The organism is Mycobacterium sp. (assembly GCF_050701675.1).
Lineage (GTDB): Bacteria > Actinomycetota > Actinomycetes > Mycobacteriales > Mycobacteriaceae > Mycobacterium.
The window spans coordinates 1-21,107 of the sequence record NZ_JBOGDD010001198.1 but is presented as its reverse complement, the minus strand read 5'-3'; the positions used below and the strand labels follow the sequence as shown (position 1 = coordinate 21,107).

The window sequence follows — 21,107 nt, the reverse complement described above, 5'->3', positions numbered from 1 at the left end:
GTTCACCGAGGATCGCATCCTGGTCCGGCGTAAGGGTGGCGAGGTCGAGAACGTCTCGCCCAATGACGTGGACTACATGGACGTCTCGCCGCGCCAGATGGTGTCGGTCGCGACGGCCATGATCCCGTTCCTCGAGCACGACGACGCCAACCGTGCCCTCATGGGTGCCAACATGCAGCGCCAGGCTGTTCCACTGGTGCGCAGCGAGGCGCCGCTGGTCGGTACCGGCATGGAACTGCGTGCCGCGATCGATGCCGGCGACGTCATCGTCGCCACCAAGGCAGGCGTCATCGAGGAGGTGTCCGCCGACTACATCACCGTGATGGCCGACGACGGCACCCGGCACACCTACCGGATGCGCAAGTTCGCCCGCTCCAACCACGGCACGTGCGCCAACCAGCGTCCGATCGTGGACGCCGGGCAGCGCGTCGAGTCGGGTCAGGTCATCGCCGACGGTCCGTGCACCGAGAACGGTGAGATGGCGTTGGGCAAGAACCTGCTCGTCGCGATCATGCCGTGGGAGGGTCACAACTACGAGGACGCGATCATCCTGTCCCAGCGTCTGGTCGAAGAGGACGTGCTCACCTCGATCCACATCGAAGAGCATGAAATCGACGCCCGCGACACCAAGCTGGGCGCCGAGGAGATCACGCGGGACATCCCGAACGTCTCCGACGAGGTGCTCGCCGACCTTGACGAGCGCGGCATCGTCCGCATCGGCGCCGAGGTCCGCGACGGCGACATCCTGGTTGGCAAGGTCACGCCGAAGGGCGAGACCGAGCTCACCCCGGAGGAGCGCCTTCTGCGTGCCATCTTCGGTGAGAAGGCCCGCGAGGTCCGCGACACGTCGCTGAAGGTTCCCCACGGCGAGTCCGGCAAGGTCATCGGTGTGCGGATGTTCTCCCGCGAGGAGGACGACGAGCTGCCCGCCGGCGTCAACGAGCTGGTCCGCGTCTACGTGGCCCAGAAGCGCAAGATCTCCGACGGTGACAAGCTCGCCGGACGCCACGGCAACAAGGGCGTCATCGGCAAGATCCTGCCGATCGAGGACATGCCGTTCATGCCGGACGGCACGCCGGTCGACATCATCCTGAACACGCACGGTGTGCCGCGACGGATGAACATCGGCCAGATCCTCGAGACGCACCTGGGCTGGGTCGCCAAGGCCGGCTGGAACATCAACGTCGCAGACGGCACGCCCGAGTGGGCGAGCAACCTGCCCGACAACCTGCTGTCGTCGGAGCCGGACAGCATCGTCTCCACGCCCGTCTTCGACGGTGCCCGTGAGAACGAGCTGCAGGGTCTGCTCGGGTCGACGTTGCCCAACCGCGACGGCGACGTGTTGGTCGATGCCGACGGCAAGTCGCAGTTGTTCGATGGCCGCAGTGGCGAGCCGTTCCCGTACCCGGTGACGGTTGGCTACATGTACATCCTGAAGCTGCACCACTTGGTGGACGACAAGATCCACGCCCGCTCCACCGGCCCGTACTCGATGATCACCCAGCAGCCGCTCGGTGGTAAGGCGCAGTTCGGTGGTCAGCGGTTCGGTGAGATGGAGTGCTGGGCCATGCAGGCCTACGGCGCGGCGTACACGCTGCAGGAGCTCTTGACCATCAAGTCCGACGACACCGTCGGCCGCGTCAAGGTCTACGAGGCGATCGTCAAGGGCGAGAACATCCCCGAGCCCGGTATTCCGGAGTCGTTCAAGGTGTTGCTCAAGGAGCTTCAGTCGCTGTGCCTCAACGTCGAGGTGCTGTCGAGTGAGGGCCACGCGATCGAAATGCGTGACAGCGATGACGAGGACCTGGAACGCGCTGCCGCGAACCTGGGAATCAACTTGTCCCGCAACGAATCTCCGTCGGTCGAGGATCTCGCTTAATTGTTGTTCGGGGGCTCAGCGTCCCGCGTTTTGATTGATAGTCATCTAGTCCCGCAAGGGGAAAGGGAGTTACGTGCTCGACGTCAACTTCTTCGATGAACTCCGCATTGGCCTCGCCACTGCGGATGACATCCGCAACTGGTCCTACGGCGAAGTAAAGAAGCCGGAGACCATCAACTACCGCACGCTCAAGCCAGAGAAGGACGGCCTGTTCTGCGAGAAGATCTTCGGACCTACTCGCGACTGGGAGTGCTACTGCGGCAAGTACAAGCGCGTGCGCTTCAAGGGCATCGTCTGTGAGCGCTGCGGCGTCGAGGTCACTCGCGCCAAGGTGCGTCGTGAGCGGATGGGCCACATCGAACTGGCCGCACCCGTCACGCACATCTGGTACTTCAAGGGTGTTCCGTCACGTCTTGGCTACCTGCTGGACCTCGCCCCGAAGGATCTCGAGAAGATCATCTACTTCGCGGCGTACGTGATCACCTCGGTCGACACCGAACAGCGCCACAACGACCTGTCCACGCTCGAGGCCGAGATGGTCGTCGAGAAGAAGGCGGTCGAGGATCAGCGCGATCTCGATCTGGCGGAGCGTAGCCAGAAGCTCGAGGCCGACATGGCCGAGCTCGAGCGCGACGGGGCCAAGTCCGACGTCCGCCGCAAGGTTCGTGACGGCGGCGAGCGCGAGATGCGTCAGCTCCGCGACCGGGCCCAGCGCGAGCTGGATCGTCTGGACGAGGTCTGGACGACGTTCGTCAAGCTGGCTCCCAAGCAGCTGATCGTCGACGAGTTGCTCTACCGCGAGATCATCGATCGCTACGGCGAGTACTTCAACGGCGCCATGGGCGCGGAGTCGATCAAGAAGCTCATCGAGAACTTCGACATCGATGCCGAGGCCGAGAGCCTGCGCGACACCATCAAGAACGGCAAGGGCCAGAAGAAGCTTCGCGCCCTCAAGCGACTCAAGGTCGTCGCCGCGTTCCAGATGAACCGCAACTCGCCCATGGGCATGGTGCTCGACGCCGTTCCGGTGATCCCGCCGGAACTGCGCCCGATGGTCCAGCTCGACGGTGGCCGGTTCGCCACCTCCGACCTGAACGATCTGTACCGCCGCGTGATCAACCGCAACAACCGTCTCAAGCGACTGATCGACCTCGGTGCTCCCGAGATCATCGTCAACAACGAGAAGCGGATGCTGCAGGAGTCCGTGGACGCGCTCTTCGACAACGGCCGTCGTGGCCGGCCCGTCACGGGGCCGGGCAACCGTCCGCTCAAGTCGCTGTCCGATCTGCTGAAGGGCAAGCAGGGTCGGTTCCGTCAGAACCTGCTCGGCAAGCGCGTCGACTACTCGGGCCGTTCGGTCATCGTCGTCGGCCCGCAGCTCAAGCTGCATCAGTGCGGTCTGCCCAAGCTGATGGCACTCGAGCTGTTCAAGCCGTTCGTGATGAAGCGTCTGGTCGACCTGAACCACGCGCAGAACATCAAGAGCGCCAAGCGGATGGTGGAGCGTCAGCGCCCGCAGGTGTGGGACGTCCTCGAAGAGGTCATCTCCGAGCACCCCGTGCTGCTGAACCGCGCACCAACGCTGCACCGCCTCGGTATTCAGGCCTTCGAGCCGCAGCTGGTGGAAGGCAAGGCAATCCAGCTGCACCCGCTGGTCTGTGAGGCGTTCAACGCCGACTTCGACGGTGACCAGATGGCAGTCCACCTGCCGCTGTCCGCCGAGGCGCAGGCCGAGGCACGCATCCTGATGCTGTCGTCGAACAACATCCTGTCTCCCGCGTCGGGCCGTCCGTTGGCCATGCCGCGTCTGGACATGGTGACGGGTCTGTTCTTCCTGACCACCGAGATCGACGGTGACCTGGGTGAGGGCACGGCGGCCGCGAAGGATCACGCCGAGACCGGCGTGTACAGCTCGCCCGCCGAGGCCCAAATGGCCGTTGACCGTGGCGCGCTGAGCGTTCGGGCCAAGATCAAGGTTCGGCTGACGCATCTGCGCCCGCCTGCCGACGTCCAGGCCGCGTTGTTCCCCGACGGCTGGAAGATGGGCGACCCCTGGTTGGCCGAGACCACCCTGGGCCGGGTGCTGTTCAACGAGCTGCTGCCGAGGGGCTATCCCTTCGTCAACAAGCAGATGCACAAGAAGGTGCAGGCGTCGATCATCAACGATCTCGCCGAGCGCTACCCGATGATCGTCGTTGCGCAGACCGTCGACAAGCTCAAGGACGCCGGCTTCCACTGGGCTACGCGTTCGGGTGTCACCATCTCGATGTCCGACGTGCTGGTTCCGCCGAACAAGGCCGAGATCCTCGAGGGTTACGAGCAGCAGGCCGACGCCATCGAGAAGAAGTACCAGCGAGGCGCGCTGAACAAGCCCGAGCGGACCGACGCGTTGGTGAAGATCTGGAAGGAAGCCACCGAAGAGGTCGGTAACGCCTTGCGGGATCACTACCCGTCGTCGAACTCGATCATCCAGCTGATCGACTCCGGCGCCACCGGTACGTTCAACCAGACGCGCACCCTGGCCGGCATGAAGGGCCTGGTGACGAACCCGAAGGGTGAGTTCATCCCGCGTCCCATCAAGTCGTCCTTCCGTGAGGGCCTGACCGTGTTGGAGTACTTCATCAACACGCACAGCGCTCGAAAGGGTCTGGCCGACACCGCGCTTCGTACCGCGGACTCGGGTTACCTGACCCGTCGTCTGGTCGACGTGTCGCAGGACGTCATCGTGCGCGAGCACGATTGCGAGACCGAGCGCGGCATCATGACGACGATCGCCATGGTGGAGGCCGACGGCACCCTGACCCGCGATGCGCACGTCGAGACCTCGACGTATGCGCGGACGCTGGCCGTGGATGCGGTCGACGCGAGCGGCAACGTCGTCGTCGAACGTGGGCACGATCTGGGCGATCCGTCGATCGACGCACTGCTCGCCGCAGGCATCACCGAGGTCAAGGTGCGTTCGGTGCTGACCTGTACGACGGGTACCGGCGTCTGCGCCACGTGCTACGGCCGCTCGATGGCCACCGGCAAGCTGGTCGACATCGGTGAGGCGGTCGGCATCGTCGCCGCGCAGTCCATCGGTGAGCCAGGCACGCAGCTGACCATGCGTACGTTCAAGCAGGAGGGCGGCGTCGGTGAGGACATCACCGGTGGTCTTCCTCGTGTGCAGGAGCTGTTCGAGGCCCGCGTGCCCCGCAACACCGCTCCGATCGCGGACGTCACGGGTCGGGTCAACATCGAAGTAGGCGAGAAGTTCTACAAGATGACGATCGTCCCGGATGACGGTGGCGAGGAAGTCGTCTACGAGAAGCTCACCCGTCGTCAGCGCCTGAAGGTGTTCAAGCACGAGGACGGCTCCGAGCGCTTGCTGACCGATGGTGACCACGTCGAGGTGGGCCAGCAGCTGATGGAAGGCTCGGCCAACCCGCACGAGGTGCTGCGCGTCCAGGGTCCCCGCGAGGTGCAGATCCACCTCGTCAAGGAGGTCCAGGAGGTCTACCGCGCTCAGGGTGTGTCGATCCACGACAAGCACATCGAGGTCATCGTGCGGCAGATGCTGCGTCGCGTGACCATCATCGATTCGGGCTCGACGGAGTTCCTGCCCGGATCGCTGACAGAGCGTGCGGAGTTCGAGTCGGCGAACCGTCGCGTCGTGGCCGAGGGTGGCGAGCCCGCGGCCGGACGTCCGGTGCTGATGGGTATCACGAAGGCATCGCTGGCCACGGATTCGTGGTTGTCGGCGGCGTCGTTCCAGGAGACCACGCGTGTTCTGACCGATGCGGCGATCAACTGCCGCAGCGACAGGCTCAACGGTCTGAAGGAGAACGTGATCATCGGCAAGCTGATCCCGGCAGGTACCGGCATCAGCCGCTACCGCAACATCACGGTGCAGCCCACCGAGGAAGCTCGGGCGGCCGCGTACACGATCCCGTCCTACGAGGATCAGTACTACAGCCCGGACTTCGGTCAGGGTGCAGGCCAAGCCGTGCCGCTGGACGATTACGGATTCAGCGACTACCGGTAACCCTTTCTGCGCGAGCAGACACAAAACTGCCCCATTTCTTCGGATTTGGGGCAGTTTTGTGTCTGCTGGGCGAGTTATCCACAGGCTCTCGGCCCAGACATTTGGCGAAAACGGCGTCGCCGCCGAACATCCCAGGTATGTCGCTCGACGAGGTTTTCACCGTTCATGGTGGTGTTGCGACGACGCAGCAGCTGCTCGCCGTGATGACTTACCGCACTCTTGCCAGGCGGATCCGCGATGGCAGGCTGTTCCGAGTCACGCACGGGGTGTACGCGCAGCGTCCGCCCGACACGTTGGCGAAGCTCGCCGCGGTGGATCTGCTGTCGGGCCAGGACATCGTCGCGTGCATGCATACCGCTGCTCAGTTGTACGGCTTCGACACCGAGTCCGATGATCGGGTGCACATTCTCGATCCCGGAGTGCGGATCCGACCGTCGGCCGAGTTGATGGTGCATCAACGAATTGGCGCTCCACTGAAGAAGATTGACGGTCGGTTGGCGACGGCGCCGGCATGGACGGCCGTCGAGATCGCTCGGACAGTTCGACGGCCGCGCGCGCTGGCCGTGCTCGACGTGGTGCTGTTCAAGCAGTGCGCCACCGTCGCGGATCTTCGTGCGGCGATCGACGAGCAGAAGGGCCGCCGCGGCATCGTCAAGGTTCGCGAGCTCATCGACCATGCCGATGGCCGCGCCGAGTCGCCGATGGAGAGTGAGGCGCGGCTGGTGTTCATCGACAGAAGACTGCCGCTGCCGGAACTGCAGTACGAGATCATCGATCGACACGGCAAGTTGTGGCGCGTCGACTTCGCTTGGCCGGACGCACGATTGGTGGCCGAGTACGAAAGCATGGAATGGCATGCCAGCGCCGAGGCTCTCAAGCATGACCGAATGAAGACAGCTCGGCTGCAGGAGTGCGGCTGGACGACCGTCCCGCTGGTGGTCGACGACGTCCGTGAGCATCCAGCGGAACTCGTCGCCCGGATCAATTACCACCTCGACCGTTCTACCGTCTCGTTTAGCCGGCTGAGCAGACATAAACCTGCCTAAAATCCGTAAAAAATAGGCAGGTTTGCGTCTGCTCGCGGGAAATGTGGTGGGTCAGTGTCCGGGGCGAACGTTCTCGCCCGGCATCGCGCACGACGTCCGAGTCACCAACGAGACCGGAAGCACGTTGCGACGCCGTAGCTTTCGGCCGGGGTGGTCGAGTCGGTCGAAGAGACGCTCGGCGGCGAAGCGTCCCATTTCCTCGCCGTCCTGATCGATCACCGTGATGGCCGGCACCAGCGCCGCGGCGGTCGGGAAGTCACCGAAGCCGACGATCGCAATGTCATTGCGCCGCAACGCCTGCAGCGCCGACACCACCGACACCGTGCAGCGCGCATTGGACGAGAACACCGCCGTCGGCGGGTCGGGTTCGGCGAGTATCCGACGCAGCGCGGCCGTGACGGTCGGGGTGTCGACCTCGCCGAGGTGTACGAGTGTGTCGGCATGCGATAGGCCAGCATCGGCCAGCGCCTGTCTGCAACCCTTGAGGCGCAGAACCCCGGTGACCACGTCATCGCCCAAGAACGCGATGCGCCGGTGGCCATGGGCGATCAAGTGCGCGGTCGCCAGTCGGCCTCCGCCGACGTCGTCTTGAACCACCGCGTCGGCGGTGAGCTTGGCGGGCACCCGGTCGACGAACACCAGCGGCGCACGCGCCTGCCATGGGCGAAGGAACGACATGTCCGGTCCGACGGGGCAGATGATCATGCCCGCGACCCTGCGGTGCAGCACCGCTTCGATGGACTGCCGCTCGTGAGACGGCTCCCAGCCGACGCTGGTGACGATCACGGCGACACCCCGGCGGCTCGCCTCCCGCTCCACGGCACTGATGACGCCCGCGAAGAACGGATCGCCCACACCGGGTACCGCTACCCCGATCGCAGCGTCGCGGCCCGTGCGGAACGTGACGGCCAGCATGTTGGGCACGTATTGCAGTTCTTCGATCGCGCGCTCGACCCGCATCCGGACGTCGGCGGACACGTAGCGGTCGTTGTTGACCACGCGGGAGACGGTCTTCGCACTGACGCCGGCCTGCTGGGCCACGTCACGCATGGTCGACATCGCCGCCTCCTCTTCAGAGTCGGCGGTCAGTATGTCACCGATGTCAGAGTCGCGGCGGAAGTTCTCTGACACCGGTGACATACGAGCCGAAATGGCGTACCGTCTGGCCTCGAAGCGTGACGCAGGTAACAGCAACGGACTCAAGGACGAGGAAACCGCAGAGGGATGAAGGCCGTTTACTACGAGGCCCCTAAGACGTGGTCGGTTACCGACGTCCCGACGCCGGAGGCGGCACCGGGGCAGGTGCGCATCAAGGTCGGCCAGGTAGGGGTCTGCGGCACCGACCTCCACATCCACGAAGGCGAATTCGGCGCCGTGTTCCCCCTGGTGCCTGGGCACGAGCTGGTGGGTGTCGTCGACCAGCTCGGCGAGGGCGTGACCCGGTTCCGGATCGGTGAGCAGGTCACCGTCAACCCGAACGTGTACTGCGGACAATGCCCCTACTGCCTGGCGGGCCGCCTCGGCCAGTGCGCTGACATGCTGGGATACGGCACCAATATCGGTGGGTTCTTCGCCGAGTACGCGATCGCCGATCACCGGCTGGTCTTCTCCACCGAGGGCCTTCCCGTCGAGACGGCAGTGTTCAGTGAACCGACGTCGTGCGCGATGCACGGCCTGGAGTCCCTGCAGATGCGCCCGGGCGGCAGCGCCTTGGTCCTCGGCGCAGGACCGACCGGCCTGCTGCTGGCGCAGCTGATCGCTACCGGTGGCGCGTCGTCGGTGACGGTCGCGGGGCCCAGCCAGTTCAAGCTCGACACCGCGAGCCGTCTCGGGGTGGACCGCACCGTGCGCATCGCGCGTGACGATCCGGACGGCAACGTCGCCGCATTGCTGGCGGCCTCACCCCACGGCGACGGATACGACGCCGTCGTCGAGGCGACGGGTTCGCCCGTGGTGGGTGACATCTGCGTGCCGCTCACCCGTCGCGGTGGGACGGTGCTGATCTACGGGGTCACCCGCGACGACGACGTCGTGCGGTTCCGCCCGTTCGACGTGTTTCGTCGGGAGATCACCATCAGGGGCTCGTTCGCCGAGATGACGTCGTTCGGCGCTGCCATCGACGCGCTGCGCGGCGGCCGGGTCCGCACCGACGGCATCGTCACCCATCGCTTCTCCCTCGACGACTACGGCCTCGCGCTGGAGACGCTGCGCAGCGAACCGACCGCCCACAAGGTGGTGATCGTGCCATGAGTCCAGAGCCACAACTGTTGCCGCCCAACGTCATCGAACACTGGTACGCAGGCGGCCCCGCGTTGGCCTCTTGGCGAGGGCTACCCCCGGTCGGGGACCGTTGCCCCGAGGAGTGGATCGGCGCCACGGTCGCGCGATTCGGCGAACCCGACCGCGGGCCAGCCCATCTCGCCGACGGAACTCGTCTGGTCGACGCGATTCGGACCGACCCGATCGCCTGGCTGGGGCGCGACGACGGCGAGCCGGGTGACACCGGAGTGCTGGTGAAGCTTCTCGACGCGGGCCAGCGTCTGCCGGTTCACGTGCATCCCACCCGCGACTACGCAGCTCGCCATCTCGGCTGCGCCTACGGCAAGACCGAGGCCTGGTACGTATTGCAGGCGGGCGCTGACGCGGCAGTCTGGGTCGGGTGGCGCGAGGACGTGGACCAGGAGCACGTCCGCAGGCTCGTCGACGAGCAGGACACCGAGGCGATGCTGGCGCTGATGCACCGAATCCCGGTGCGCGCCGGTGACGGCGTCCTGGTGCCCGGCGGCACGCCGCACGCGATTGGCGCAGGCGTGCTCCTCGTCGAGGCACAGGAACCCACCGATCAGTCAATCCTGCTGGAGCGCACCAACACCACCGCGACGGATGCCGAGGTGTTCCTCGGGCTGGATCGTGACACGGCACTGTCGGTCGTCGACACCGCCGCTCTGCCCGACCCGGGGCTGCTGATGCGGCACGCCTGCGCCGGCGCCGCCGAGTTGGTGGCCGTGTTGCCCCCCGCCGCCGCGCCCTACTTCCGCATGGAGCTGCTGACGGCGGGTGCCGAGGTTTCTGCCGGGTTCGCCGTCGCCGTGGTGCTGGCCGGTTCAGGTGCCGTCATCTCCACGCACGGCGCACCACTCGACGTCGGTGCCGGGCAGGCGCTCGTCATCCCCGCAGCCGCTGGAAGCTGGCACGTCGACGGTGACGCCCGGCTGCTCGTCTGCAGGCCAGGTACCACCTGGCCACCCAATCGACCGCACGGCACGGAAGGCACTCCATGACCGCACTGCTGGAGGCGCGGGGAATCTCGCGGAGTTTCGGTCACGTCCGCGCCCTCGACGGCGCCGACTTCGACATCGAGCCCGGTGAGGTGGTCGGGCTGATCGGCGACAACGGCGCTGGGAAATCGACACTCATCAAGGCGCTTTCGGGCAGCCTCGACCTCGACGAGGGCGAGATCTACTTCGATGGCTCCCCGGTGCGGCTGTCCAGCCCTCGCGATGCCAATGACCTCGGGATCGAGGTCGTGTACCAGGACCTGGCCCTCGCGCCGCATCTCAACCCCGTGCAGAATGTGTTCCTCGGCAGGGAGATCAGCCGCAAGGGCGTGCTCGGCAAGCTCGGATTTCTCGACGAGAAGCAGATGCGCAGCCAAGCCGCCGAGTCGTTCAAGGAGCTCGGCGCCACGGTGCGATCGCTGAACACCCCCGTCGGGTCGATGTCCGGCGGTCAGCGTCAGGGCATCGCCATCGCGCGCGCCATCGCGTGGGCGGACAGGGTCGTGATCCTCGACGAGCCGACCGCTGCGCTCGGAGTGGTGCAGACCAAGAACGTGCTGGAGTCGGTGAAGCGGGTGCGCGACAAGGGCATCGCGGTGGTCTTCATCAGCCACTCGATGCCGCACGTCCTCGAAATCTGCGATCGGATCCAGGTGCTGCGGCTCGGCCGCCGGGTGGCCACCTACTCCGGAAGTGACACCAGCGTCGAGACATTGGTCGGGGCGATGACCGGTGCGCTGGACGGACGGGAGAGCGCAGCGTGAGCACCATCGCGAACCAGCCCTCGGTCGACGTCACGGGCGGGACCGACGACGGCGACGAGTCGCTGTTGAAGCGAGTCCTTGGCCTGCAGGCATTCTGGATTCTGGGCGTCCTGATCGTCATCTGCCTGCTGTTCTCCGTCGTCGCGGGTGACCGCTTCCTCTCGACGGGAAACTTCTCGCTGATCTCCCAGAACGTGGCCGTGTGGGCGGTTCTCGGCGTCGGTATGACGTTCGTGATCATCACCTCGGGCATCGACCTGTCCGTCGGATCCGTGCTGGTGTTCTCGTCCGTGGTCGCGGCGAAGGTGATGGATGCCATGGGGGGCAGCGGCCCCGGCGTGGCTGCCGCGGGTCTGGTGGCCGCCGTGCTCAGCGGGATGGCGTGGGGTGCCATCAACGGGGTACTGGTCGCCAAGGCCAGGGTGCCCGCGCTGATCGTCACCCTCGGAACGCTCTCGGTGGCACTGGGTTTGGCGCAGGTGCTGACCGGCGGCATCGACATCCGCTCGGTGCCCAATGAACTGACCGACTTCAGTGCCTACGTCAAGGTACTTGGCATCCCCGGTCTGCCGTTCGTCGCGCTGATCGTCGTGATCGTTGGCGCAATCCTGCTGCACAAGACCAGGTTCGGCCGTTACACCTACGCCGTCGGCTCCAACCAGGAGGCCGCGCGTCGTACCGGTATCAAGGTCACCAGGCACCTGATCGCCGTCTACGCGCTGGCAGGCACCCTGGCCGGGTTCGGCGCACTCCTGTCGTTGGCCCAGTACGGGACCACGACCATCGCGGGCCAGTCGCTGACCAACCTCAACGTCATCGCCGCGGTCGTCATCGGCGGCACCTCGATCTTTGGCGGCGAGGGCACGGTCTTCGGCACCCTCGTCGGGCTATTCATCCCGGCAGTGCTCCAGTCCGGCTTCGTCATCGTCGGCGTCCAACCGTACTGGCAGGGGGTCGCGGTCGGTTCGGTGCTGATTGCCGCCGTCTACGTCGACCAGTCCCGGCGGGCGGCGGCCATGCGCAGCGCACGACATCGAAACCTCTTCAACCGCAGAGGATCCAGACGAGGTTCAAACGAAGGGAAAGCACATGTTCCGTAAGCGTCTCTTGCTCGTCGCGGGGGTCATGACGCTCGCACTGCCGGTGGCCGCGTGTACGTCGTCGAAACCGCAGTCCGAGCCGAGTGGGACGTCGGCGGAGGCGGGCGCGTCGTCGGCGGCATCCGCCACCACGGTGACCGCACCGCCAAAAGCCGGTAAGGACTACAAGATCGCGCTCCTGCAGGGTGTGGTGGGTGACCAGTTCTACATCACCATGCAGTGTGGTGCGCAGGACGAGGCCGCCAAACTCGGCGTAACGGTCAACACGCAGGGCCCGCAGAAGTTCGACCCCACACTGCAGCGGCCGATCCTCGACTCGATCATCGCCAGCAGGCCCGACGCGCTGTTGATTGCCCCGACCGATGTTCAGGCGCTGCAGCAGCCGCTCGAGCAGGCGGCCGCGGCCGGCGTCAAGGTCGTGTTGGTGGACACCACCACTACCGATCCGTCGTTCGCGGTGTCGGCCATCGCAAGTGACAACGAGGGCGGCGGCGCTGCGGCATTCGACGCCATCAAGCAACTGCATCCCGAGGGCGGCAAGGTGATGGTGATGGGCCTGGAGCCCGGCGTCTCGACGACCGACGCTCGTGGGAAGGGGTTCGAGGACGCCGTCAAGGCCGACCCGAAGTTCACCTACGTCGGCATCCAGTACGACCACAACGACCCCGCCACCGCGGCGCAGTTGGTCAGCGCACAGTTGCAGAGGGATCCCGATCTGGTCGGCGTCTTCGCGGTCAACCTGTTCGCGGCCGAGGGCACGGCCACCGGCATCAAGCAGGCGGGCAAGAGCGGGCAGGTGCAGGTCGTCGGCTTCGACGCCGGACCCAACCAGATCAAGGCGCTGCGGGAAGGCACCGTGCAGGCACTGGTGGCTCAGGACCCAGGCGCCATCGGCAAATTCGGTGTGGACGAAGCGGTGACCGCACTGGACGGCGGCCAGAACACCCGCAACGTGCAGACCGGTTTCACCATCATCACCAAGGACAACCTCGACGGTGAAGGCGGTGCCGCGGCCTACAAGTCCGAGTGCTGAGCTCAGCCGCTGACGACGTCGAGCAGGTGCGCGACGGTGTCGGCGATCGCGGCCCGTGCCGAGCGCAATGCCCGGCGCGGGTCGGTGACTTCCGTTGCGCCGTCGGCCGTCAACGCCGTCCGCACCGCCCCGGTGTAGGCGATGTTGAGCGCAGTCCCGACGTTCACCTTGACGATGCCTGCCCGCACCGCGGCGCGCAGCGTGTCGTCGGGCACCCCGGACGAGCCGTGCAGAACCAGCGGCACGGGTACCGCCTCGCGTAATGCCGCGATGAGGTCGACGTCGAGTTCGGCGGTCCTGGTGGTCATGGCGTGTGAGCTCCCGACCGCCACGGCCAGTGCGTCAACGCCTGTCGCATTGACGAATTCGGCAGCCTGTCTTGGGTCCGTGCGGACGCCGGGGGCATGCGCGTTGGTCGCCTGACTGTCCTTGCCTCCGACGTAGCCGAGCTCCGCCTCGACCGCAAGGCCCTGTCCGTGCAGTAGTGCGACGGCCTCGGCCGTGACGGCGACGTTGCCGTCGTACGGTAGCGCGCCGCCGTCGACCATCGCCGACGAGTAGCCGGCCGCCGCTGCCTGCTCCCAGAGATCGCGCGCCTCGACGTGATCGAGATGCAGGCTGACCGGTACCCGGGCGTCGGTGGCCAGCGCGACCAGTGCGGCGCTCAGCGGGCGAAGGGCGCCGTGGAAGGCCACGGTGTTCTCGCTCACCTGCAGGATCACCGGAACTGACATCCGTTGCGCGCCTGCGACTATGCCCTCGGCATGCTCGAGGGTGATCACGTTGAAGGCCGCGATGCCGCCGCTGCGCTTCGCGGCGCCTGCGACGAGTTCGGCCGTGGCGACCAGCGGCATGAGGCTCCTTCAGGGCTTGACGATACCTCCAACGATACGCAACCATATCCACGCAAACCCAATTCAGGCAATGGGCGGGAGTGAAATGGCGGCATTCGCCGGACTCGACGTCGGCACGACGTCGAGCAAGGCCGTGATCTACGACGCCGACGGCGCGGTGCTCGGATCCGGGCGAGCCGCGACGTCGTGGGACACCGGCCCGTTCGGCACGCAAACCGACGCGGAAACGCTGTGCCGCAGCGCCTTCGACGCGCTGAATCTCGCGGCGCAAGCTGCGGGTGTGTCGGTCCTGGCGGTCGGCATCACCAGCATGGGCGAATCGGGGGTGCTCACCGATGCCCGCGAGCGCCCATTGGCTCCCGTCATCGCCTGGCATGACGACCGTGACGACGACGAGGTGGCCGACCTCGCCGCGACCATCGGTCCCGATGCCTTCGGTGGCATTGCGGGAAAGCCCCTGCGGGGCCAGTTCTCGCTGACCAAGCACCGCTGGCTGCTGCGCCACGAGCCGGCCAGCCGCGACGCGACGATTCGCTTCGACGTCGGCGGGTGGGTGGTGCGGCGACTTGGCGGCGACCCGGTTCTCGAGCTGTCTCTGGCCGGTCGCACCGGTTGGCTGGACGTGACGGCGCGCGATTGGTGGGACGACGCGCTCGACTGGTCGGGCGCCACCCGCGGGCTGATGCCTCCGCTCGTCGCAGCGGGTGTGCCGGTCGGTGTGATCACGTCCGCGGCAGTGCATCCGCTCCTTCGCGGTGCCGTGCTCACGCTGGCCGGACACGATCACCAGGCGTCCGCCCTCGGCGCCCGCGCCACCGCGCCCGGCCACGAACTGGATTCGTCGGGCACGGCCGAAGCGCTGGTCCGCACGATCGCCCCGGTTCCCGCCCGCGGCGACATAGCCAGGCTCGCGGCCGCAGGCATCACGACGGACCCGAGCATCGAATCCGGGCACTGGAGTCTGCTTGGCGGCACGGAGGGTGGGTTGGCGCAGCTGCGTGCGCTGGAACGGCTCGGCGTCGACCCCGCCGACGTTGCCGATCTCGACGCCGCCGCCGAACGTGCGCCCGATGCCGGCCCCGGTGCGCAGTGGCGGGAGGTGGTGGCCGCGGCCGCCGACGAGGCGCTGGCGCTACACCGCACGATGGACGACGTCGTCGGCCCCGCGGTGCGCGTCGTGGTCACCGGGGGATGGCGGCACAGCGCAGAAGTGATGCGCGCCAAAGCCTCTCGATTCGGACCACTGGACGTCTCGGCCGTCGAGGAGGCGGGCACCCTCGGTGCGGCCACCCTCGCCGCACGAGCTCGTGGTGCGATCGGCGTGGCCGACCACCTGGGTGAACCGTGACCGCGCGCACGTGGTTCGCCGATGAGCGGCACGCCGAGGTGCTACGCCTGCTCGATGAGGCGGGACGTGTCGAAAGTAGCCGATTGACAGTGCGTTTCGGCATCAGTGCCGAAAGTGTGCGCAAGGATCTCGCGCTCCTGGAAACCCGCGGACTGCTGCGACGGGTACACGGCGGTGCCGTACCCCGGGAGCCCAGCCGCGCCGAGCCGAACGTCACCGACCGCGGCGAGCGGACGGCGGAGAAGTCCGCCATCGCCAACCGGGCCCTGCACTTCGTGCCGGACGGTGCCTCACTGCTGCTCGACGCCGGCACCACCACGCTGGCGCTCGCCGAAATACTGCCAACGGAAGCCGCACTCGTCGTCTACACCAACTCGATGCCGGTCGGGGCGACACTGCACCGACGGGGCATCCCCGTCGTGACGCTCGGCGGACGGATCCGGACGCCGACGATGGCGGGCGTCGGCGCGCTCACCGTGCAGGCGTTGGCCGCGATCAACGTCGACGTGGCGTTCCTTGGCACCAACGCCCTGTCGTTCGAACGTGGGCTTACCACGCCCGACGCCGAGGAGGCCGCGGTCAAGCACCAGATGCTGGCCGCGGCGCGCCAGCGGGTGTTCCTCGTCGACTCCAGCAAGTTCGGCCACGAGAGCCTCGCGCGCCACGCCACCCTGTCCGACGTCGACGTGCTGATCACCGATGCCGCGGCCACCGCAGACCATCGAAGCCGATTGCGGGCCGCGGACATCGCCGTCGAGGTGGCCGACCGATGATCGTGACCGTCACACCCAACCCGAGCCTCGACCGCACGCTGCACCTGCCGCGGCTCGCGCCGGGAAGCGTGAATCGGGCGACCACCAGCATGACGGAGCCGAGCGGAAAGGGCGTCAACGTCGCGCTCGCTCTGCACGGTGCAGGCGTCGACGTGTGCGCCGTGCTGCCGGTCGGCGGCGCCACCGGTGACGAGATCGTCGAGAGGCTCCACGTCCTCGGGCTCGACACCGTCGGCGTACCCATCGCGCAGCCGGTGCGCAGCAATCTCTCCCTCGTCGAAGCCGACGGGCGCAGCACCAAGGTCAACGAGCCAGGCCCCGCGCTGTCCCGTGAGGAGATCGAGGCGCTCTGTGCGGCAGCGCTGGCGGTCGGCGATGCGGGCGATTGGACGCTGTGGGCGGGCAGCCTGCCCACGGGTTTCCCGGCGACCAGGCTTGCGCGCGCCGTGGCCGATGCCAGCGCCGCGGGACGGCGGGTGGCGGTGGACGCGTCCGGCAGCGCGCTGAAGGCCGTGTTGGACAACGCCCGTGGCGGGCTGCCGCAGCTGATCAAACCGAACGCCGAGGAGCTCGCCGAGACGCTCGGCGCCACGCTGCGCACCGTCGGCGACGTGACGGCTGCGGCACACGTGCTGCTGGCCCGCGGCGTGCGTACGGTGCTGGTGAGCCTCGGTGGCGACGGAGCGATTCTGGTCGACGCCGACCTACCAGAAGCCCTGCACGGGACCGCGCCCGCAGGCCGGGTCGTCAACACCGTCGGGGCGGGCGACGCATTCCTCGCCGGTTTCCTCGCCGCGCCCTCCGGCGGTGCCGAGGGACTGGCCAATGCGTTGCGATTCGGTGCGACCGCCGTCGAACACGACGGCACGCTGCTGGGGGTGCCCGACCCGCAGCGCACTGTCACCATCGGCCCGGCCATGGCGGGCACGCCACTGACCTGAGGTTGTCGGTCCCATCACTAAACTGGCCTGATGCTGATCGGTTCGCACGTTCACGACGAAGACCCCCTCGCCGCAGCCCAGTCCGAGGGCGCCGAGGTGGTGCAGTTCTTCCTGGGCAACCCGCAGAGCTGGAAGAAGCCGAAGCCGCGTGAGGACGCCGACGTGCTACGTGCGTCGAGCGTGCCGCTCTACGTGCATGCGCCGTACCTGATCAACGTGGCGTCGGCGAACAACCGCGTGCGCATCCCGTCGCGCAAGATCCTCCAGGACACCTGCGACGCGGCCGCCGAGATCGGTGCGACGGCGGTCATCGTGCACGGCGGCCACGCCGACGACAACGACATGGAGGCCGGGTTCGAGCGCTGGGTCAAGGCGCTGGACAGTCTGAAGACCGACGTTCCGGTGTACCTCGAGAACACCGCGGGCGGCGAGCACGCGATGGCACGTCACTTCGACACCATTGCACGGCTGTGGGACCACATCGGAGACAAGGGGATTGGGTTCTGTCTCGACACCTGCCACGCGTGGGCCGCAGGTGAGGCACTGATCGATGCCGTCGAGCGGATCAAGGCCATCACCGGACGGATCGACCTGGTGCACTGCAACGACTCCCGTGACGCGGCGGGTTCGGGCGCGGACCGGCACGCCAACTTCGGCAGTGGCCAGATCGATCCGCAACTTCTCGTTGCGGTCGTGAAGGCGGCCGACGCGCCCGTCATCTGCGAGACCTCCGACGAGGGCCGCAAGGACGACATCGCCTTCCTGCGCGACAACGTTTGATTACGGTTTTCCAAGGCAAACGGCGTTCAAACGCCAGGTTGTGCAGCGGTTAACTAGGGTGATCGGCGAGGGTTCGCCTCTGCCGACTTCCGAAAGGCCCGTGTGTCCGCACTTGACCAGTCGTCAATTGCGTTGACGCATTCCGAGCCGGCTACCGATCCGCGTGAACGGCGACTGCGTGTCGTGCGGTGGGTGGCGGTGACGGTCTGGGTAGTTGTCGTGGGGTATCGGACGGCGACCAATGGGTTCGCCTTCAATCGAGAGCTGTTGCTGCTCTACATCTGCACCGGTCTGGCCGCGGCCAGCATCGGTCAGGGGCGTCGCGTCCTTTACGTGGTCAGGGACTGGCTGCCGTTTGCGTTGGTGCTCTTCGCCTACGACTTCAGCAGGGGTGCCGCCACGTTGCTCGGGCGGCCGACGCTGTGGCAGTGGCAGGCTGACGCCGATCGCTGGCTGTTCTTCGGGCACATGCCGACGGTGTGGCTGCAGGAACGCCTCAAGCTGCCCCAGCCGCCGTGGTGGGAAGTCGTCATCAGCACCGTCTACATGTCGTTCTTCGTCCTGCCGTACGTGGTGGCTGCGGTGCTGTGGATGCGCAACCGCAACGAATGGAAGGCGTTCGTCCGACTGTTCGTCGGGCTGTCGTTCGCGGGTCTGGCGATCTACGCGCTGATACCGGCAGCGCCGCCTTGGGCGGCGGCCCGGTGCACGGCCGATGACGTCACGGGTGGCCCGTCGGCCCCGCAGTGCATGTTCGGCTCGCCGCGCGGAGTGGCGGACGGGGGACTTCTCGGTGCCATGTCGACCAACCAGGACGGTGCCAACGCCTGGGTCGAGCGCATCGTCGGGCGAGGCTGGGGCAATCTGCACCTGCACTCGGCCACTGCCCTGATCGATCAGGGCCAGGCCAGTGTCAACCTGGTCGCAGCGATTCCTTCACTGCATGCGGGACTGACCGCCGCGGTGTCGGCATTCCTGTGGACCCGCGTCCGTCGCAAGTGGCGGCCGCTGCTGGTGGCCTATCCGCTGATCATGGCGTTCACGCTGGTGTACACCGCCGAGCACTACGTCGTCGACATCCTGCTTGGCTGGGCGCTCGCGGCAGTCGTGGTGACGGCGTCGGTCCGTTACGAGGCGCGCCGGAAGCGGTCTCTCGAGTCAGCCGCCGGTGAGATACACCTTGCGGAGTGTCTCGGTGACGGTCCAGACGGTCTCGGCGCCCGCCGCCAACCGGACGACGTCGCCGCGGGCGATGTGCAGCATCGGAGCGCCGTCCCCGAACTCGACAGTCGCTGACCCGGCCAGCACGACGAACACCTCGTCGGCTTCCACGTCGGTCATGACGCCTGGCGTCATCTCCCACACCCCGACCTCGAGACCGCCGAACTCGTCCAGCGCAATCGCTCCCGTGGTCGGCACGCCGCCGACGGACTGATCGGCGGGCACCGTCTCGTGGTCGAGCTCGATGGCCGCGGCATGCACGACGGAGTTGGGTTTCACACCGATCACCTTGCTCGCGAGCGTGCGCCTTCGCACGTCGGGGCACGGCGTGTCGCGTTCAGACGCGCACGCTCGCGCGATTGGGGGCGGGCGACCTGTTACGAGTCTTGTGCAGTTGTCGAGAAAGTGTAACAGTGGTGGTATGTCTGACACGCACGTCGTCACCAATCAGGTCCCTCCGCTGGAGGACTACAACCCAGCGACGTCGCCGGTGCTCGCCGAGGCGCTCATCCGCGAGGGCGGCGAGTGGGGCGTCGACGAGGTCTTCGAGCTCGGCGCGCTGTCGGGCAGCAGCCAAGCCCAGCGCTGGGGCGAGCTGGCCGACCGCAACCAGCCCCTGCTGCGTACCCACGACCGCTACGGCCACCGCATCGACGAGGTCGAGTACGACCCCGCCTACCACGAACTGATGACGGTGGCGGTGGGCCGCGGCCTGCACGCCGCCCCGTGGGCCGACGACCGGGTCGGGGCCCATGTCGTGCGCGCCGCGAAGACGTCGGTGTGGACGCCGGAGGCGGGCCACATCTGCCCGATCTCGATGACCTACGCCGCGGTTCCCGCGCTGCGGCACAACCCCGAACTGTCGGCCCTCTACGAGCCGCTGCTCACCAGCCGGACCTACGACCCCGACCTGAGGGTCCCGACGACCAAGGCGGGCATCACCGCAGGGATGTCGATGACCGAGAAGCAGGGCGGCTCCGACGTCCGTGCAGGCACCACGGAGGCGACTCCGAACGGCGACGGCACGTTCGGCCTGACCGGACACAAGTGGTTCACGTCGGCTCCGATGTCCGACGTCTTCCTGGTGCTCGCGCAGGCGCCGGGCGGGTTGAGTTGCTTCTTCCTGCCGCGCGTACTGCCCGACGGCTCGCGCAACCGGATGTTCCTGCAGCGACTCAAGGACAAGCTCGGCAACCACGCCAACGCATCCAGCGAGGTCGAGTACGACGGCGCGACCGCGTGGCTCGTCGGCGAGGAGGGGCGCGGCGTGCCGACCATCATCGAGATGGTCAACCTCACCCGCCTCGACTGCACCCTTGGCAGTGCCACCAGCATGCGGACCGGCCTGGCGCGGGCGATCCACCACGCCCAGCACCGAAAGGCGTTCGGCGCGTATCTGATAGACCAACCGCTGATGCGCAACGTGCTCGCCGACCTCGCGGTCGAAGCCGAGGCCGCCACCACGTTGGCGATGCGGATGGCAGGCGCCACCGATGCGGCCGTGCGCGGCGACGAACGTGAAACCCTCCTGCGTCGGATCGGCCTGGCCGCAGGCAAGTACTGGGTGTGCAAGCGCGCCACCCCGCACGCGGCCGAGGCGATGGAGTGTCTAGGCGGCAACGGCTACGTCGAGGAGTCGGGCATGCCGCGGCTGTACCGTGAAGCGCCGCTCATGGGCATCTGGGAGGGCTCCGGCAACGTCAGCGCACTGGATACGTTGCGCGCCATGGCAACCCGTCCGGAGTGTGTCGACGTGCTGTTCGACGAGTTGGGCGGGACGACGGGCCAGGATCCCCGACTGGACGCACACGTGGGGTCGCTGCGCGCGGAACTCGACGACCTGGAGACCATCCAGTACCGAGCTCGCAAGGTGGCCGAGGACATCTCGCTCGCGCTGCAGGGCTCCCTGCTGGTGCGGTACGGCCACCCGGCGGTCGCGGAGGCGTTCCTGGCCAGCAGGCTTGGCGGTCAATGGGGCGGTGCGTTCGGCACGCTGCCCACCGGACTGGACCTGTCACCGATCATCGAGCGCGCGCTGGTCAAGGGATGATCCCCCTGGCATCGCC

The 21,107-nt window shown here is 67.1% G+C and carries 16 protein-coding genes and 1 pseudogene; 14 read left to right on the top strand and 3 right to left on the bottom strand.

Going from position 1 to position 21,107, the window contains the following annotated elements:
- The 3 genes from rpoB to ACRDUX_RS37165 all read left to right on the top strand — a co-directional run.
- On the top strand, window positions 1-1,879 hold a 1,879-nt coding region (gene rpoB / locus ACRDUX_RS37175; protein ID WP_526421941.1), incomplete at its 5' end, for a DNA-directed RNA polymerase subunit beta.
- A gap of 73 nt (window positions 1,880-1,952) precedes the next feature.
- A complete protein-coding gene (locus tag ACRDUX_RS37170) occupies window positions 1,953-5,903 on the top strand; it encodes a DNA-directed RNA polymerase subunit beta' (RefSeq protein WP_526421939.1) in 3,951 nt (1,316 codons plus the stop codon).
- A gap of 137 nt (window positions 5,904-6,040) precedes the next feature.
- Window positions 6,041-6,949 carry a type IV toxin-antitoxin system AbiEi family antitoxin gene (locus ACRDUX_RS37165; RefSeq protein ID WP_526421937.1) on the top strand — a complete coding sequence of 303 codons (909 nt, stop codon included), beginning with the start codon at window positions 6,041-6,043 and terminating at the stop codon, window positions 6,947-6,949.
- Window positions 6,950-7,000: 51 nt separating this feature from the next.
- Here the strand turns inward: ACRDUX_RS37165 and ACRDUX_RS37160 are convergent, their stop codons facing one another.
- Window positions 7,001-8,080 (bottom strand): LacI family DNA-binding transcriptional regulator, encoded by a 1,080-nt coding sequence (locus tag ACRDUX_RS37160; protein WP_526421935.1) that lies wholly within the window; start codon window positions 8,078-8,080, stop codon window positions 7,001-7,003.
- A gap of 93 nt (window positions 8,081-8,173) precedes the next feature.
- Here ACRDUX_RS37160 and ACRDUX_RS37155 point away from each other — a divergent pair, with 93 nt between their 5' ends.
- Genes ACRDUX_RS37155 through ACRDUX_RS37135 form a run of 5 tightly spaced genes read left to right on the top strand, consistent with a single transcriptional unit; the run spans window position 8,174 to window position 13,124 of the window.
- Window positions 8,174-9,199 carry a zinc-dependent alcohol dehydrogenase family protein gene (locus ACRDUX_RS37155; protein WP_526421933.1) on the top strand — a complete coding sequence of 342 codons (1,026 nt, stop codon included), beginning with the start codon at window positions 8,174-8,176 and terminating at the stop codon, window positions 9,197-9,199.
- Window positions 9,196-10,230 carry a class I mannose-6-phosphate isomerase gene (locus ACRDUX_RS37150; protein ID WP_526421931.1) on the top strand — a complete coding sequence of 345 codons (1,035 nt, stop codon included), beginning with the start codon at window positions 9,196-9,198 and terminating at the stop codon, window positions 10,228-10,230. The genes ACRDUX_RS37155 and ACRDUX_RS37150 overlap by 4 nt, the downstream gene beginning before the upstream one ends.
- On the top strand, window positions 10,227-10,991 hold the full coding sequence (locus ACRDUX_RS37145) for an ATP-binding cassette domain-containing protein (RefSeq protein WP_526421929.1): 765 nt from the start codon (window positions 10,227-10,229) through the stop codon (window positions 10,989-10,991). Before ACRDUX_RS37150 ends, ACRDUX_RS37145 begins: the two co-directional genes overlap by 4 nt.
- A complete protein-coding gene (locus tag ACRDUX_RS37140; protein ID WP_526421927.1) occupies window positions 10,988-12,091 on the top strand; it encodes an ABC transporter permease in 1,104 nt (367 codons plus the stop codon). The genes ACRDUX_RS37145 and ACRDUX_RS37140 overlap by 4 nt, the downstream gene beginning before the upstream one ends.
- A complete protein-coding gene (locus ACRDUX_RS37135; RefSeq protein WP_526421925.1) occupies window positions 12,081-13,124 on the top strand; it encodes an ABC transporter substrate-binding protein in 1,044 nt (347 codons plus the stop codon). Before ACRDUX_RS37140 ends, ACRDUX_RS37135 begins: the two co-directional genes overlap by 11 nt.
- A 2-nt stretch (window positions 13,125-13,126) precedes the next feature.
- On the opposite strand, the gene ACRDUX_RS37130 is transcribed toward ACRDUX_RS37135, so the two are convergent.
- Window positions 13,127-13,978, bottom strand: a complete 852-nt coding sequence (locus tag ACRDUX_RS37130; RefSeq protein ID WP_526421923.1) for a class II fructose-bisphosphate aldolase — start codon at window positions 13,976-13,978, stop codon at window positions 13,127-13,129.
- A 70-nt stretch (window positions 13,979-14,048) separates the two neighbouring features.
- On the opposite strand from ACRDUX_RS37130, the gene ACRDUX_RS37125 reads away from it, so the two are divergent.
- The 5 genes and pseudogenes from ACRDUX_RS37125 to ACRDUX_RS37105 form a co-directional block, all read left to right on the top strand.
- Window positions 14,049-15,326 (top strand): FGGY-family carbohydrate kinase, encoded by a 1,278-nt coding sequence (locus tag ACRDUX_RS37125; RefSeq protein ID WP_526421921.1) that lies wholly within the window; start codon window positions 14,049-14,051, stop codon window positions 15,324-15,326.
- Window positions 15,323-16,099: a DeoR/GlpR family DNA-binding transcription regulator gene (locus ACRDUX_RS37120; protein WP_526421919.1), complete on the top strand. Its 777-nt coding sequence runs from the start codon at window positions 15,323-15,325 to the stop codon at window positions 16,097-16,099. Before ACRDUX_RS37125 ends, ACRDUX_RS37120 begins: the two co-directional genes overlap by 4 nt.
- The gene (locus tag ACRDUX_RS37115) at window positions 16,096-17,040 is read left to right on the top strand and encodes a 1-phosphofructokinase family hexose kinase (protein ID WP_526421917.1); all 945 of its coding nucleotides are present in this window, start codon (window positions 16,096-16,098) and stop codon (window positions 17,038-17,040) included. The genes ACRDUX_RS37120 and ACRDUX_RS37115 overlap by 4 nt, the downstream gene beginning before the upstream one ends.
- Before the next feature lie 30 nt (window positions 17,041-17,070).
- On the top strand, window positions 17,071-17,820 hold the full coding sequence (locus tag ACRDUX_RS37110; protein ID WP_526421915.1) for a deoxyribonuclease IV: 750 nt from the start codon (window positions 17,071-17,073) through the stop codon (window positions 17,818-17,820).
- A gap of 102 nt (window positions 17,821-17,922) precedes the next feature.
- Window positions 17,923-18,964: pseudogene (locus ACRDUX_RS37105) on the top strand (phosphatase PAP2 family protein); the annotation flags it as partial.
- 14 nt (window positions 18,965-18,978) lie between these two features.
- Here the strand turns inward: ACRDUX_RS37105 and ACRDUX_RS37100 are convergent.
- Complete coding sequence (locus tag ACRDUX_RS37100) at window positions 18,979-19,320, bottom strand: cupin domain-containing protein (RefSeq protein ID WP_526421914.1); 342 nt, start codon at window positions 19,318-19,320, stop codon at window positions 18,979-18,981.
- Between the two features lie 142 nt (window positions 19,321-19,462).
- On the opposite strand from ACRDUX_RS37100, the gene ACRDUX_RS37095 reads away from it, so the two are divergent.
- A complete protein-coding gene (locus ACRDUX_RS37095) occupies window positions 19,463-21,091 on the top strand; it encodes an acyl-CoA dehydrogenase family protein (RefSeq protein WP_526421913.1) in 1,629 nt (542 codons plus the stop codon).
- Window positions 21,092-21,107 lie beyond the last annotated feature (16 nt).